The 14,836-nt window shown below is 60.0% G+C and carries 12 protein-coding genes; 5 read left to right on the plus strand and 7 right to left on the minus strand.

The window, feature by feature from the left end:
• Window positions 1-63 precede the first annotated feature (63 nt).
• Together ORG26_RS19610 and ORG26_RS19615 are read left to right on the plus strand one after the other, a co-directional pair.
• On the plus strand, window positions 64-1,638 hold the full coding sequence (locus ORG26_RS19610) for an McrB family protein (protein WP_266364802.1): 1,575 nt from the start codon (window positions 64-66) through the stop codon (window positions 1,636-1,638).
• A 15-nt stretch (window positions 1,639-1,653) separates the two neighbouring features.
• Window positions 1,654-2,694, plus strand: coding sequence for a galactitol-1-phosphate 5-dehydrogenase (locus tag ORG26_RS19615; protein ID WP_266364804.1), 1,041 nt, complete (start codon window positions 1,654-1,656; stop codon window positions 2,692-2,694).
• A gap of 89 nt (window positions 2,695-2,783) precedes the next feature.
• Here the strand turns inward: ORG26_RS19615 and ORG26_RS19620 are convergent, their stop codons facing one another.
• Window positions 2,784-4,166, minus strand: a complete 1,383-nt coding sequence (locus tag ORG26_RS19620; RefSeq protein ID WP_266364806.1) for a DUF4932 domain-containing protein — start codon at window positions 4,164-4,166, stop codon at window positions 2,784-2,786.
• A gap of 156 nt (window positions 4,167-4,322) precedes the next feature.
• Between ORG26_RS19620 and ORG26_RS19625 the strand changes: the two genes are divergently transcribed.
• Window positions 4,323-5,447: an acyloxyacyl hydrolase gene (locus tag ORG26_RS19625; RefSeq protein WP_266364808.1), complete on the plus strand. Its 1,125-nt coding sequence runs from the start codon at window positions 4,323-4,325 to the stop codon at window positions 5,445-5,447.
• A gap of 26 nt (window positions 5,448-5,473) precedes the next feature.
• Here the strand turns inward: ORG26_RS19625 and ORG26_RS19630 are convergent, their stop codons facing one another.
• From ORG26_RS19630 to ORG26_RS19645, 4 genes are all read right to left on the minus strand, one after another.
• Window positions 5,474-7,732 (minus strand): TonB-dependent receptor, encoded by a 2,259-nt coding sequence (locus ORG26_RS19630; protein WP_266364810.1) that lies wholly within the window; start codon window positions 7,730-7,732, stop codon window positions 5,474-5,476.
• A gap of 95 nt (window positions 7,733-7,827) precedes the next feature.
• Window positions 7,828-8,199: a hypothetical protein gene (locus ORG26_RS19635; protein ID WP_266364812.1), complete on the minus strand. Its 372-nt coding sequence runs from the start codon at window positions 8,197-8,199 to the stop codon at window positions 7,828-7,830.
• Between the two features lie 84 nt (window positions 8,200-8,283).
• Window positions 8,284-11,328, minus strand: coding sequence for a histidine kinase (locus tag ORG26_RS19640; RefSeq protein ID WP_266364814.1), 3,045 nt, complete (start codon window positions 11,326-11,328; stop codon window positions 8,284-8,286).
• A gap of 11 nt (window positions 11,329-11,339) precedes the next feature.
• The gene (locus ORG26_RS19645; RefSeq protein WP_266364816.1) at window positions 11,340-12,116 is read right to left on the minus strand and encodes a LytR/AlgR family response regulator transcription factor; all 777 of its coding nucleotides are present in this window, start codon (window positions 12,114-12,116) and stop codon (window positions 11,340-11,342) included.
• 317 nt (window positions 12,117-12,433) lie between these two features.
• Between ORG26_RS19645 and ORG26_RS19650 the strand changes: the two genes are divergently transcribed.
• The gene (locus tag ORG26_RS19650) at window positions 12,434-12,820 is read left to right on the plus strand and encodes a globin domain-containing protein (protein ID WP_266364818.1); all 387 of its coding nucleotides are present in this window, start codon (window positions 12,434-12,436) and stop codon (window positions 12,818-12,820) included.
• 12 nt (window positions 12,821-12,832) lie between these two features.
• Here the strand turns inward: ORG26_RS19650 and ORG26_RS19655 are convergent, their stop codons facing one another.
• Complete coding sequence (locus tag ORG26_RS19655; RefSeq protein ID WP_266364820.1) at window positions 12,833-13,201, minus strand: hypothetical protein; 369 nt, start codon at window positions 13,199-13,201, stop codon at window positions 12,833-12,835.
• Window positions 13,202-13,214: 13 nt separating this feature from the next.
• On the minus strand, window positions 13,215-13,625 hold the full coding sequence (locus tag ORG26_RS19660; RefSeq protein WP_266364822.1) for a hypothetical protein: 411 nt from the start codon (window positions 13,623-13,625) through the stop codon (window positions 13,215-13,217).
• A gap of 74 nt (window positions 13,626-13,699) precedes the next feature.
• Between ORG26_RS19660 and ORG26_RS19665 the strand changes: the two genes are divergently transcribed.
• Window positions 13,700-14,776, plus strand: coding sequence for a Gfo/Idh/MocA family protein (locus ORG26_RS19665; RefSeq protein ID WP_266364823.1), 1,077 nt, complete (start codon window positions 13,700-13,702; stop codon window positions 14,774-14,776).
• Window positions 14,777-14,836: the final 60 nt, after the last annotated feature.

The raw sequence follows: 14,836 nt of genomic DNA on the forward strand, positions 1-14,836 counted from the left end.
GGACGATTAACCGCAAATTATAAAATTATCGTATTTTGAGCATTTACGACGCCAGGATGTCCGATGGGGTACGAACAACAAGAACAGCAGTTACTGGAAAAAATACGGGAAATAGACCAGCCAGAGGCCGTCCGGCGGTTTTTTGGTTTACTGAAGGAGTTAATCGACATCATAAACTTACCGAATGGCGACCCCCGACTGGCCTTTGTCGCCCGAAAAGACCCGGCCATTTCGGCTTCCATTAATTCCTTTCTGGGCCTGCGGCTCGTCAAACAGGCCCGGAGCGAGGCGGAATACTGGCTGACCGTCCGGAAGGAATTTCGCGAACCGCTTCAGCATCTGGACGGGGTGGATTTTAACCCGCTGAGTGCCAAGTCGGACTATGTTTCGGTCATTATCGGACAGTCGCAGGCCGAATACCTCGGCAATCAGGTGCTGCGCAAATGCTGGCACGACGGGCTGCTCGAACTGGTGGAATCGGCCAAACGGGGACCCCATACGCTGAAGCACAACCCCGCCATTTTCCGGGCGGCCGAAGACGAAGCGTATCTGGCCGAGCTTCTGCGGCTGGCGGGCGACCCCCGGCTGGCCGAATCCCGGTTCGAGGTGGCTGAGGCTGCCCCGGCCTACGGCGCGGATGCTCCGACCCGGCCCGACATTCCCCAGAACCTCATCCTGTACGGCCCGCCGGGAACGGGCAAGACCTACACGGCCCGGCAACTGGCGGCTCCGTTTTCGTCGGACACCCTGACGTTTCACCCCTCGTTCAGCTACGAAGAGTTTCTGGAGGGCATCCGGCCCGAATCGCGTGGCGGGCAGGTAAGCTACCGGGTTCGCAAGGGCGTTTTCTACGAATCCTGCGAAAAAGCGGCCCGGCTGGCGGGGTATGCTTCGCTGCCCGACTGCCTGGCCGACACGCCCGCCCGCCGGACCGAGCGCCTGGGGGCTGCGCCACCGCATCTGCTGCTGATCGACGAGATCAACCGCGCCAACATTTCCGCCGTTTTCGGAGAACTCATCACGCTGCTGGAACCCTCCAAACGCCTCGGGGCGGCGGACGAACTGCTGCTGACCCTGCCGTACTCCGCCGAACGGTTCGGCGTGCCGCGAAACCTGTACGTCGTGGGCACGATGAACACCGCCGACCGCTCGATTGCCCTGCTGGACATTGCTCTGCGGCGGCGGTTCGCCTTCCGCGAAATGCTGCCCGACGCGGCCTTGCTGCCGGTGGTCGAGGGGGTCGATCTGGCGGCCTTGCTCCGGACGATCAACGAACGCATCGAATTCCTCTACGACCGCGACCACCAGCTCGGGCACGCGTATTTTCTCGGGGTGCAATCGCTGGCCGACCTGGCCGGGCTGTTCCGCAACCAGCTGATTCCGCTGTTGCAGGAGTATTTTTTCAACGACTGGCGCAAAATCGCGCTTGTGCTGGGCGACAACGCGGCCCGGGGCAAAAAGCCGGAGGAAAAGTTTATTTGGGTAAAAAAAGCGTACTCAGCACCTTTAACCCGCGAACTCTTCGGCGAAGAACCCGACGCCTACGAAGACGTTACGTTGTACGAAATCAACCCGCAGTTGCGGAACGGAGAATTCGACGCCATTCCCCGGGAAGCGTTCCAGCGGATTTACACCTGACAGAACCGCATCGCCATGAAAGCATTAGTCTTAACCGAATACAATCATTTTGAACTTCAGGACCTGCCCCGTCCGACGCCCGGACCGAACGATGTCCTCGTCCGCGTGCAGGCCGTCGGCATCTGCGGCAGCGACGTGCACGGCATGGACGGCAGTTCCGGCCGCCGCATTCCGCCGATTGTGATGGGTCACGAAGCTTCGGGCATCGTGGCCGAAGTGGGCGCGGAGGTCAAAGGCTGGCAGGTCGGCGACCGGGTCACGTTCGATTCGACCGTCTACGCCCTCGACGACTGGTACAGCCGCCGGGGCATGTACAACCTCAGCGACGGCCGCGAAGTGGTGGGCGTCTCGACCCCGGATTTCCGGCGTCAGGGCGCTTTTGCCGAGTTTGTGACCGTCCCGCAGCACATTCTGTACGCCGTGCCTGACAACGTGAGCTTCACACAGGCGGCGCTGGTGGAGCCGGTGGCCGTGGCGTTGCACGCCCTGAGCTTGACACCGATCCAGGTCAACGATTCGGCCGTGGTGGTCGGGGCGGGGATGATCGGGCTTTTCGTCATTCAGGCCCTCCGGCTGGCGGGTTGCGGCCGCATCATCGCCGTCGATCTGGAAGATAACAAGCTCGAACTGGCCCGGCAGCTCGGCGCGACCGATACGCTGAACCCCAAAACCGACGAGGTGGCCGCCCGCGTCCGCGACCTGACCCACGGCCGGGGCGCCGACGTGTCGTTTGAAGTGGTAGGGGCCGGGCCGACGGTGGCGCTGGCCATCGACTGCGTCCGGAAAGGGGCGACCGTCACGCTGGTGGGGAATCTGGCTCCGAAGGTCGAAATTCCCCTTCAGGCCGTCGTGACGCGGCAGTTGCGGCTTCAGGGTTCCTGCGCCATCAACGGCGAATACGAAGCCGCTCTGGCCTTGATTTCGTCCGGCAAAATCAACGTCGAGGCCATCCTGAGCGCCGAAGCCCCGCTGACCGAAGGGGCCGAGTGGTTCCAGCGGCTGTACGACAAGGAAGCCGGACTGATCAAGGTAGTGCTGAAGCCGGGAGGGAATTAAGAGTTATGAGTTAAGAGTTATGAGTTAAGAATGAATGATGAAAGCTTTGCTCATTCAGGGCTCTGACAAGGCGGAGCTTTCATTATTCATCATTCATTATTCATTCTTACTTTTCCTGCCCATTCCAGTATCGCCGGGAACAGATCGGCTACGGTCTGGCCGGGCTGGCGGGTTTTGTAGAGCCGGAGCAGTTCCTGGTCGAATTCGGCAAAGCGGCTGAAACCCCGGTTGCCGACCATGTTTTCTTCGGTTGCTTTCCGGCGGTTTTCGGCGGTTTGGGCGTCGAAGATGTCCGAGAAATACAGCGTCACGAGGGCGTAATTCATGTATTCCGCAAAACAGGTAAACGGGTCCTGGTAGTGGTCCGAGGCTTTCCCGGCGGTCCAGAACTTCAGATTTTCGAACGCCTCCTTGATTTGTTTATCGTACCGTTCGGCCTCCGGGTTGAGGTAGTTGTGGTTCAGTTCGGTGAAGATAATGACCATGCGGATCGCCTGCTGTACTTTCGGAGTGGCCGATGACTTCGGGTTTTTGTACGGAAAATTTACGTGCGCCTGCGCTTCCTTGTACCCGTTGTTTTCAAACCGGTTCGCGGACTGGTTGTAGGCCACCAGCGGGGAGAAAATTACCCTGATTCCGTCGTAACGCGTTCGCGGAAACTGCGCTTCCAGCCATTTTTTCATCGAAGCCACGTCGATTTCGCGGCGGTACTCGTCGGTCAGGCTCGTATAATACGGCCGATGCTGCCGGTAAAACTGCCGGAAACCCGAGGTGCGGGCGAAGTCCGCCAGCAGAGGCAGCGAGGGACTGAGCGTGTTTTTATCTTCCCAGCTAATCCGGTCGTAGATGCCGCCGTTGACGAGTTTATCGCCCTGAAAAACAAAGGCGTAACTGTCCATTTTGAGCGAGTGATAGCTTCCGGCGGCCAGCATCGAATCAAGCCGCTGCACCGCGGGATGTTGCCGCCAGGGGGCAAAATGCTTCTGCACTTCTTCGTAATAAGGCGTTTTGTCGTAAATCAGATTCTCGTCTTTCCGGCTTTGGGCCGTCAGCGCAAACACCACGTTCAGCAGTTCGTATACCTCCGGGATTTCGACGGTGGTTTTGCCGCGGTTTGCTTTCTGGTACGCTTCCGAAAAAATGGCCGCTTCGGGAACACCCAGAAAATGACAGGTCAACGTGTCGCCTTTGGCTTGCCGGACAATGCGGAAGACCGTCGTTTTTTCCGGATAAAGCAGAATCGAAATGGAATCCTGTTCGGAAATAAGCTGTACGGCCGAGCCGGTTTTCCGGGCGGTGATGCTGAAATAAAAAGGGTTAGGGGTTTCGTTGATTTTGCTGAACCGCCCTTTCTCGCCGTTTAACCGAATCCAGACAAAATCTTCCCTGGTGCGGACGGTCGGAATCGACGACTGGGCAAACGCAGAAAAGGCTCCCAACAGAGCCAGAAAAAGAGAAAAGGGAAAACGCATGGGGATGGCTGCTAAAAGGGCAAGATAAAAAAAGATTTGCTGCGTATAAAGAAGCAGCGTTCCGGTTGTCTGGTTATTTTAGGTGAACAGCAATCGCCCCGGAAAGGGGGCAATGACCGCTTTCAGAAAAGAGCACCGCTGAAGCACCAAAACACTATGCGTACACTGCTTTGCTTTGTGGGTTTGTGGAGCCTGTTGCCGGGTCGTTTGTGGGCGCAGCCGGACAGCGTCGGCAGCATTCAGCGCCTGGAAGCAGTGGTCCAATCGGGATTCATCATTCCACATTCCAAAGAACTGCGACCCCTTGCCCAGACCGAACCCGTAGGTTTTGAGCTGACCTACAGCCGGGTGCGGCCTGACCGACGGGCGTGGGACGCCTGCAACTGCTTCGCCCGGACGGGGCTGTATCTCTCGTTCGTCGATTACAACAACCCCGCCGTATTAGGGCAGATGCTGAGTTTGGGCGGCTTTTTCGAACCGTTGCTGGCCTACCGCGGCCGGGCGGGCGTATCGGTGCGGGCTACCGGCGGACTCGCTTACCTCAGCCGCGTACACGACCCGGTGACCAATCCGGACAACGTCTTTTTCAGCTTGCCCGTGAGCGCGCTGCTGGGGCTGAGCCTGCACCTGTCGTACGCCCTTTTGCCGCAGCTCGACCTGACGGCGGCGGCCCATTACAACCACATTTCCAACGGCGGCATCCGGCAACCCAACAAAGGCATGAACTTCCCGACGCTGGCCGTGGGCCTGGCCTGGCAACCCCGCCGGGTCGTTTTTCCGGACTACCGAAAAGACAGGCGACCGCTCGAAAGCCGCTGGGCGGGGCGAGTGCAGGTCTTCGGCTCGGTGAATGTGCTGGCGGCCACCGACCGCTTCCCGGAAGTGTCCAGGCCGCTTTTCGGCACCGCGCTGACCGGACTGTACCGGCTGAACCGCTTCCACGCCCTGAGTCTCGGCACTGAGGTCGTCGCCGATGCCGCCGTCCGCGAACGCATTCGCCGGGATGGGTCCGACCGCCGTTTCGGGCAGGTGGGGCTGCTGGCCGGGTACGAACTGGCGCAGGGCCGTTACCGGTTCGGCCTTCAGTTTGGCTACCAGGTGTTCCATCCCGGCACGCCCTATTCCGACCGCTTTTACCAGCGCTACCAGCTTCTGTACGCCGCCGCCCGCCGCCTCGAACTGGGCATAGGTCTCCGCGCCACCGGCCACGTCGCCAAGGGCTTCGACCTGCGGGTTGGCTGGGCACTCGGTCATTCAGTCAATCGGTTAATGACTGAATGATTGATTGACTGAATGACTGTTGGGGCTTACCAGAAATAGGTCCAGCTGAGGCGGGCGAAGAAGGGGGTTCCGGGGGTGAAGTGGATTTCGTCTACCGGGGCGGATTCGTTTGGCAAACGGCTCTCGGTCGCAAACTGGGTTTCTTTCCAGCGCGTGTTGAACAGGTTCTGGATGGCAAGGCCAAACTGGTAGCGGGGCCGGGCGTAGTTGACCTGCAGATCCGTCACAAAATACCCTTTGGCGACGAGGCTGTTGTCTTCGTTGGCGGGCCGGTGGCCGAGGTACCGGTAACGCAGCGAGCCGCTGAAACCCGTTTTGCGCTGGAGCGACAGGCCGCCCGTGGTCGTCAGGGTCGGGGCGAGTGGGAGGTAGGCGGCACCCGACTCCGCGCCGATGGCCCGCGGCCGGGCGGTGTTCAGGTCCAGGTCGGCGTAGAGATTGCCGGTCAGCTGGTAGCGGGCCGAGAGGTCCAGACCGTAGCGCCGCGACCGCCCGCTGGGTTCGACCACGCCCTCGTCGCCGACATACACAAACTCCTGTTCGAGCCAGAGATACCAGAGCGCGGCGTTCAGCAGCAGCCGCGGGGTCGGTTTGGCAATAACACCCAAATCCGCGCCGTAGGCGGCGGGCAGCACCTGGCGGCCTCCCTGCGGTACCACCACGCGGGTATCGTTGGAGTGAAAACCCCGGCCGGTATTCAGGTACACCTGAAGCTGCGGCAGGGGCGTGTAATACAGATTCAGCTTCGGCGAAACGATGGCCGTGCCGGTGGCCTTCCGGAGAGCGGGCTGCGGGAGCAGGTCTTCGTACTGATTCCGGAAATAATCGACGCGCAGACCGGCATTGAGCGTAAAGCGGTCAGAAAAGCGGACGAGCTGGTCCACGAACGCCCCGGCATTCAGTTCGTTGATGTGGCCCAACTGCTTCCGCTCCAGCACCTCCGTGCGATTTTTCGTGCGCGATAATTCACTGTTTTGGGTCAGGTCGTGGCGGTATTGCAGTCCGGCGGTGGTGATCACTTGGACGTTGCCCAGCACGCCGCTGCGGGAAACCGAGCCGTTGTAGCCAAACAGATGACGGCCTTCTTTCTGCCGAATCTGGTCGCCGTTCAGCGAATCGGTCAGGAAAAACGTAAAGTTGGAATACAGTTCGAAGTCGTATCGGCTGTAAAAAAGCTGATTTTTGAGGGTCCAGTTGCGGTTCGTGACCGTCACGAGCTGCGCGTTGAGGTTGGTCCGGGCCGTCTGACCGCCTTCGGTCGGGTCGATGGCTCCGAAAAAGCCGATCAGCCCCGACGCCACCGCCCGGTCGGGAATCTGGCCCGAATGGTTCCACCGGCTCCAGAAGGTCGAGCCGGTGAGGGTCAGGTGCGAGCGGTCGGTGAGGTGGCCGTGGTAGCGCCCCTGCACGTTCAACCGCTGGAATGCCTGCGGATTGTCGAAATACGAATCCGAATAGGAATATTCCGAGGCGAGGTAGGCGGACTGGTTCCGGGCCTTACCCCGCTGGCCCAGCAAATCCACCCCGGCCACCGCCCGCCAGGTATTGTACTGGCCCGCTTCCAGCTTGACGAAGCTCCGGTCGAGCGCCGTTACGGTGCGGAAATCCACCCAGCCCGCCGTCGTGAAATTGCCTTTTTCGGCCTGATACGGGCCTTTTTTGAAATCGGCGCCGGCCACCAGCTCCGGGATGACAAAGTGCAGATCGGCATAGCCCTGCCCGTGGGCGTGAGACACCATGTTGACCGGCATGCCATCGACCGTCAGGCGAATGTCAGTGCCGTGGTCGAGGTCGAAACCGCGCAGAAAAATCTGCTCGGCCTTGCCGCCGCCCGCGTGCTGCCCGATGAAGAGTCCCGGCACCAACCGCAGAATTTCCTGCGAATGGGTGACGGGCCGGAGGCGGATGTCGAGGCTGCTGATGAGCTGCTGGTCATGGGCCCGCTGCGCGGAAACGACTACTTCGCCGAGGTCGATGGGCGCGTGGCGGAGTGCGGTCCGGACCGAGACGGTCTGGTCGTCGCCCACCGCGACGGATACCGTACGTGGGCTGAAGCCGAGATGCGAAAATTCCAGTCGGTAGGTGGCCGCTACCAGCCCGTCGAAGCGGTATTGCCCGAGGTCGTTGGTGAGTCCCGCCTTGCCGAGCCCGGTGAGCTGGACGCTGACGCCGGACAGGGGCAGACCGGTGGCCTCGTCGGTGACAGTGCCGGAAATACTGCCCAGGTGTGCCCAGGCCGGGAGCATACAGAGACTAAAAAAAAGGAACAGCAACAGTCGCTTCATGTCAGTTTGCGGAAGTGGTAGGCGGGCATTTGAAAGGGCAAAAGTCGCTTCTTTCCGGCAAAAAGAAAATGAAAACGGCGGCGATTACCAGGCGGTCAGCGCTCCGGCCAGAGCGTCACCTGCTTCTGGCCCTCAGTCACCTGTTTGATGAGCGCCTGCTGGTCGGCGGTGCTTAGGCCGCTCATGTCCACCGGGTTGCCGTCGCAGGTGTAGAGGGCGCAGAAGCTGCACGACATGTACATTTTGTACACCCGGATGTACTGCTGGCCCTTAAATTCGGTGGCGACCACGGTAGTGATGTTCTCCTCTTTTTTCTGCCGGGCATCGTCCATCTGGGCTTTGAGCCAAGGCAGGTTATTGAGCGGGTCGCGGACGCCGCAGGCCAGGTGGCGGGTAAGACTGTCTTCATCGCGGCACGACAGGGCGGCCGTCAGCAGGCTAAGGGCCAGGAAAAGTCGGATTTTCATAAAGGGGCCGGGTTTTAACCGCCAGTAAGACTCCGCCGCTGCCTGAACCGTTGGAACGGCGGCTGAAAATCCCCCGGCGGGCCTTCACAGCAGGGGCACTTTCACCACAAATTCGCCGTCCTGTTCGCCGATCACAATGGGGAGGTCGCTGAGGTAGCTGTAGAGCGCTTTCAGGCTTTCCAGGCCCTGCCGGTTGGAGGTTTCCACAAAATTCTTCTTTTGCAGGCTGTTGGCCACGCACAGGTACGGCTCCTCGACGTACACCCGGATGAACAGCGGCTTTTCGTCCTCAATGGTGTTGTGCTTGATGGCATTTTCGAACAGGTTCTGGAGCGTCACCGGCACGATGCCCCGCGAGAGGTACAGCTCCGGAACCTGCAGGGTGATCTGGAGGCCATCTTCGAAACGGGATTTCTGGAGGCTGATGTAGTGCTGCACAAAGGCCAGCTCGTATTCCAGGCTGACCGCTTCTTTCTCCTTGTTCTGCAAAATGTACCGATAAATGGCCGACAGCTTTTGCAGGAATTCGGACGCCTGCTCCGGATCAATAATAATCAGACTGCTGACCGACGTAAGGCTGTTGAACAGAAAATGCGGATTGAGGTGGTTGATCAGGTTCTGGTACTGAATTTCGGTCTTGTCGCGCTGGAGCCGGGTCGCCTGCATCTGGAGGTGGTGGAGCCGTTCGGTCTGCTGCGTCTGCGACCGGTAGATGACCCAGACAAACGTGCCGATGCCGCCCAGAATACCGAGCACGAGCAGCAACTGGAACCAGACGGTTCGGTAGAATTCGATATCGACGTGCATCGCCAGCCGGGTTTCGGGCAGTTCGACGCCGTCGGCCACGGCCCGGACGCAAAACACGTAGTCGCCACCGGGAATTTTGGTGTAATTGGCCGTCGTGCGGGTTCCGGCCTCGACCCATTTTTCGTCGTACCCTTCCAGCCGGTAACGGTACTGGTAGTCGCCGGAACGCGAGGTCAGAATGGAGTAATTGATGCTGAAATTGTTTTGCCCCACCGCCAGCGACACTTTCGTACCCTGATGATGAATCAGAAAGGTCGTGTCGGTCGGGGATACGCTGCTGATCAGCGGCCGGGCCGGGGGCGTGGTCGAGGCAATCTTTTCGGGGAAAAATTCGACCAGAAACCCTTTCATGGCCGCCAGCACACGGCCGTTCCGGAGCGGAAGCAGGTAGTTGAGGTATTGCAGCGTGGGTTCATTCAGGGACAGGCTGAAGGCCAGATGCTGTTTCAGATCGGGAGAAAATACCGAAAACTTGTTGTAACGGGCGCTCCAGATGCGCCCGGCCCGGTCGGTGATGGGGGCGATAAACTGGGGATGAACACTGCCCCATTCGGGCACCTCCCGAAACCGGTACGTTCCCGAACGGGTATCGTACTGCCCCAGGCCGTCTTCCGGAAAAAGCAGCCAGAGTGTGTGCCCCTCACCCGCCGCCAGCCCGAAAAGATGCGTCCGGCCCGACAGCATGCCCTTCGGCTTGACAGAAACAAACTGCTGCTGCTCTTCCGAAAAGCGGAAAAGGCCGTTGAAGGGCGCGTCGAGCCACAGCCCGGTGCCCGCCGAATAAGAGGCCATGACCACCGAGAAGGCCGCCGCCCCCGGGTCGAGGCAAATCGGGAACGACTGCCACCGCCCCGTCGGAAGGTGGAGGCGAAGACCGTGGGGAAAGTACCCGAACGCCCAGAGGTAGTCGCCCTGCCGATAGAGGTAGGTAAGTCCCTGCCCCGCTCCTGGAAGGTCCGGCGGAATGGGCAGGGGCGTAAAGGTTTTTCGCCGGACGTCGAAGCGGTACAGGGTCGAGCTGAACCGGATGAACAACGTCTGTTGGTCCTCCGAAAACAGGGTCTGCGGCCGGTGGTAGGCATAGTCCACGTTTTCCTGCACGGGCAGCGGGTAGCGCTCCAGCCGTTCCGCGGCCGGAAAATAATGCAGGAGGTAGTAGGGCGTAGTGAGCCACCACGAATCCCCGGCGTCGGTGAGGGAGGTGATGCCGAAGTACTGGTTGATGTTGGGAACGGCCCGCTCCAGATCGTGAACGCGGTAGAACGTCCGCTCCGGATTGGTGATGGCGATGCCGTTGGCGGTCGCCAGCCAGACCGAGCCGTCGGGATGCTGCCAGCCGCTCCAGAAAAACTGGGCCGGAATGGACGTGCGCTGGTTCTCCCGGTGAAAAAACTCGGTGGGCCGGTAGGTGTCGGCCGCGATGTGAAACAGCGTGTAGGTCCACGAACTGGTCCAGAGGTTCCGGTTGCGGTCCACAAAAATCGTCGCCAGCGGAAATTCCGACAGGCCGGTGGCGCTTCGGAGGGTAATCGCCCGCTCGATCCGGCGGGTTTTCAGGTCGTAGATAATGACTTTGCGCTGCCCGTTGTCGGCAAAGATGAGCCGTCCGGTGCTGTCCAGCGTAAGGGCCGAGACGTAGGTTCCGTTGAAAATGGGCAGCTTCTGGGGGTTGTGGCGGGCGTGGAAAAACGCGCCCGTCCGGATGTCGAGGTAATGCAGGCCGGAATAGGTGGCCAGCCAGAGGCCGGGGCGCTGCGGATCGACGAGCAGGCCGTTTTTGCTCGCCGTACTTTGCAGGCCGCGGAGGGTTTCGCCGGAGGCGGGGAAAAAATCGAACCTGCCCGTACGAATCCGGTAGCGATACAGCCCCGTGCTCCGGGTGGTGAACCAGAGGTTGCCGTCGTGGTCGCAGACGATGTTGGAGCACATGCCCAGCGGCTGGCCGTTAACCGAAAAAAAATTCTGGAAGCGCTGCGTGGCGGGGTCGAACTGGCTGATGCCGTTCTCGGTCGCCAGCCAGAGCCGCCCCTGCCGGTCCTGGCAGATGTCGTGGACAAACCCGTTGCCGAGGCTGTTGGGCTGATGGTGCTGGCGGCGGTAGGTGGTAAAGTGGCTGCCGTCGAAGCGGTTGAGGCCGTCGCCGGTGGCTACCCACAGAAAGCCGTCCCGATCCTGGAAGAAATTGGTAACGAAATTGTTGGAAAGGCCCTGCTGCTCCTGAATGGCCGTAAATTCGTAAGGCAGAACGTTCGGATAAGCCAGCAGACGCGGGGCCGTCAGCAGACAGACCAGCCACCAGCCGAGTTGCAGAAGCGTGCGCACGGGGTCAGGGGTTAACGGTCCAGCCAGCGTTTGAACATCGGGGCCTTCTGGCGGCTGATGTCGATTTCTATGGTCTGGTGGGGCGGCCGGAGCCGGAGAATCAGCTTCGAATTTTCCAGACTTTTGACGCTGTGGATGGAGTCGATGTTGACGATGAACTGGCGGCTGGCGCGGTAAAACTGGGCCGGGTCGAGCAGTTCTTCGATTTCGTCCATCGTGTTGTAATCCAGCGTGTACCGTTCGTTGTTGCGGGTGACGAGGAAGTTCAGCGTCTCGTGCTGAAAAAACGCCACTTCGGCGGTATCGATGGGTACCCAGCCGCCCCGGGCATTGCCCAGAAATTTCTCCTTGTATGCGGGTTTGGGTGCGCTGCCGGGCTGCTGGAGCACTTTGATGAGTTCCTGAAGGTTGGCCGGCAGAACCGGTTTGGCTTTGATGAGGCTGCGGGCTTTGGCGATGGCCCGCTGCAGGTCGTTCGGATCGACCGGTTTGAGGAGGTAATCGATGCCGTTGACCTTGAAGGCCTGAATGGCATATTCGTTGTAGGACGTGACGAAAATGATGGGGCAGGAAAGCTTGTATTGCTGAAAAATTTCAAAACTGACACCGTCGCCCAGTTGAATATCGGCAAAGACCACGTCCGGTTCGGCATTTTCCCCGAACCAGCGCAGGGCCGTTTTGACGCTGGGCAGGGTTTGCACAATGGTCACGCCGGCGTCCAGTTTGGCTACTTTGAAGGCAAATTCGCGGGCCACCAGTTTTTCGTCTTCAATCAATACAGCGTTCATCGGATCATCAGGAAATGGGAGTGAGGAGTGTGGCTGCAAAGTGCTCATTTGGCCGAAAAACCGCAACTTTTTGTAACCGGTTGGTTGAGTTCGGGCCGTGAACTGTACGAAAATCGACTCGGATGGTTGCCGATCGCCGACGGTTTGATGCGGCTTTGACGCAATTGAGGGACAACTTTTGACCAGTGAGCGAGAAAAAATAGCGACTTATTAAAAAAAATAAAAGCTTTACAGAAAGGCCCGACGCTATCCCGCGCAGGGAGTTAATGATGATGACGGAACAGCAAATTGTGTTGGTAAAGCAGACGTGGCGTCTATTGCGCGAAATAGATCCGAAGCTGCTGGGAAATGTGTTTTATTCGCGCCTTTTTCTGGAAGCCCCCGAGTTGCGGAGCCTGTTCAAACCGGATATGGAACCGCAGTATAAAAAATTGCTGGACATGCTCAGTTACGTGGTGGTTCGCCTCGACCGGCTCGATACCGTGCTCGACGACGTGGGCGCGCTGGCCGAACGCCATACCGGCTACGGCGTCAAACCCGAGCATTACGAGCTGGTCGGGAGGGCCCTGCTCTGGACCCTCCAAACCGGCCTCGACCGCGACTGGAACCCCGAAGTCGCCGAAGCCTGGACAGCGTTCTACACGGCCGTCGCCACCGAGATGATCCAACGGGGCTATCCTTCGGAAGTCCGGGTGGGGAGCTGAGCGGCCTGCCCGTCACGACCGGGGCCACAGACGGGTGCTTTTGCCCTCCCGGCTGATGGCCTCGACCAGTTCGCGCTGGGCGGTGGTCATGGTGCCGGGGTCGAAGCGAGTGCCGTCGCAGGTATGAACCACGCAGAAGTAGCAGGAAAGGTACAGGGGCGTGACCACGATGTACTGCTGGCCTTTGTATTCGTAGGCGGTGACCGTCACCACGCCTTCCTGTTTTTTCTGGCGGAAATCGTCCATCTGGGCTTTGAGCCAGGGCAGATTGTCGAGCGGGTCGCGGACGCCGCAGGCGCGGTTGGGCGACAAGTCGGCGTTGTCGCGGCAGGAAGCCGTGAGCAGGATGGTGGTGGCGAGCAGGAGGAAAAATGATTTCATAGAAAGGGTCGGTTTACAGGGCCCGGTAGCGGACTTCCATCAGGCGGTTTTCGTAGTCGTGCTGGAGAATGAGACTATTGTCAGAAATTTGCAGGATGCGCATTTCCCGCAGTAGGGCGCAGTTGATCAGCGCGCATCGGCCCTCGTTGCTGTATTCCGTTCCCCGCAGCCGGTCTTCGTTTCGCTCGACCCGCAGCGGAACACAGCAGGGCGGCGTCGGGTAACTTTCGTAGCGGATTTGTCCATCCGGCCTGAATTCGAGGCTGCCTGTTGTCGTGACGGCTTGCCAGCTTCCGCCCGTTTCCCGGCTCTCTATCGCCTGCCAGCGACGGTACAACGGGTCGGCGGAGGCCGGAGCAACGTCCTTCCGGCAGGAGAAGATGGCCGTTAGCAGCCCCAAAAGTAGTAGAAATGCGGGTTTCATGGGTTTGAAGGATGGACTAACGTAAAGACTCCCAAAAATTCCGGAGAGTTGGAATTCTATCCCGAAAAAGCTGTATGCGCCCGCTCAACATCGCCCTCATCGGCCCCGGCAAAGTTGCCCATCTGCACGCCAAAGCCGTTCTGCAAGTGCCCGAAGCCCGGCTCGTGGCCGTCTACGGCCGGAATCCCCAGAAAACGGATGCCTTCGCCCAGACCTACGGCATCACCGGCTACAACGACATTTACGATATGATCGACCGCGAAAACGTGGACCTGACCATCGTCTGTACGCCCCACCCGGCCCACCGGAATCCCGCCGTGGCCGCGCTCGAAGCGGGGTCGCACGTGCTGGTGGAAAAGCCGCTGGCGTCGAGCCTCGAAGACTGCGACGCCATGATCGACGCCGCCCGCCGCGCCGGACGCTACCTCGGGACCGTCAGCCAACGGCGTTTTTACGAACCCAGTCTGCGGATGCGGGAGGCGATTGACGCGGGCAAAATCGGCGCTCCGGCCCTCGGCATCGTCCAGATGCTGGGCTGGCGCAGCGAGGAGTACTACCAGTCAGACCCGTGGCGCGGCACCTGGGCGGGCGAAGGCGGTGGCGTGCTGGTCAACCAGGCTCCGCACCAGCTCGACCTGCTGCTGTGGTATATGGGCGAACCCGTCGAGCTGTACGGCGTCTGGAACAACGTCAACCACCCGTTCATCGAAGTGGACGATACGGCCGTGGCGATTGTGAAGTTTAAAAACGGCGGCATCGGCAACATTTCCGTCAGCAACAGCCAGAAACCGGGTCTGTTCGGAAAGGTGCACATCCACGGCCGGAACGGCGCTTCGGTGGGCGTGCAGACCGACGGCGGGTCCATGTTCATCGCGGGCATGACCGGCATTCTGGACGCACCCTACAACGACATCTGGACCGTGGAAGGCGAGGCCGACCGGCGGGAGGCGTGGAAAGCCGCCGACGAAGCGGCGTTTGCGGCCGTGGACCCGATGACGCATTATTTCACCAAACAGATCGAAGACTTCTGCGCCGCCATCCGCGAGGGCCGCCCGCCGCTGGTGACTGGCGAAGACGGCCGCCGCGTGGTGGCCCTGTTCCAGGCGATTTACGAATCAACGCGGACGGGCGGGGTGGTGAAGGTGGAATGATTGAATGACTGATTGGGCTTCGCTCGTTTCAGGTATTTGGAGTTATTCCGATTGGCGCGC

The sequence above is a fragment of the Tellurirhabdus rosea genome, from assembly GCF_026278345.1.
GTDB lineage: Bacteria > Bacteroidota > Bacteroidia > Cytophagales > Spirosomataceae > Tellurirhabdus > Tellurirhabdus rosea.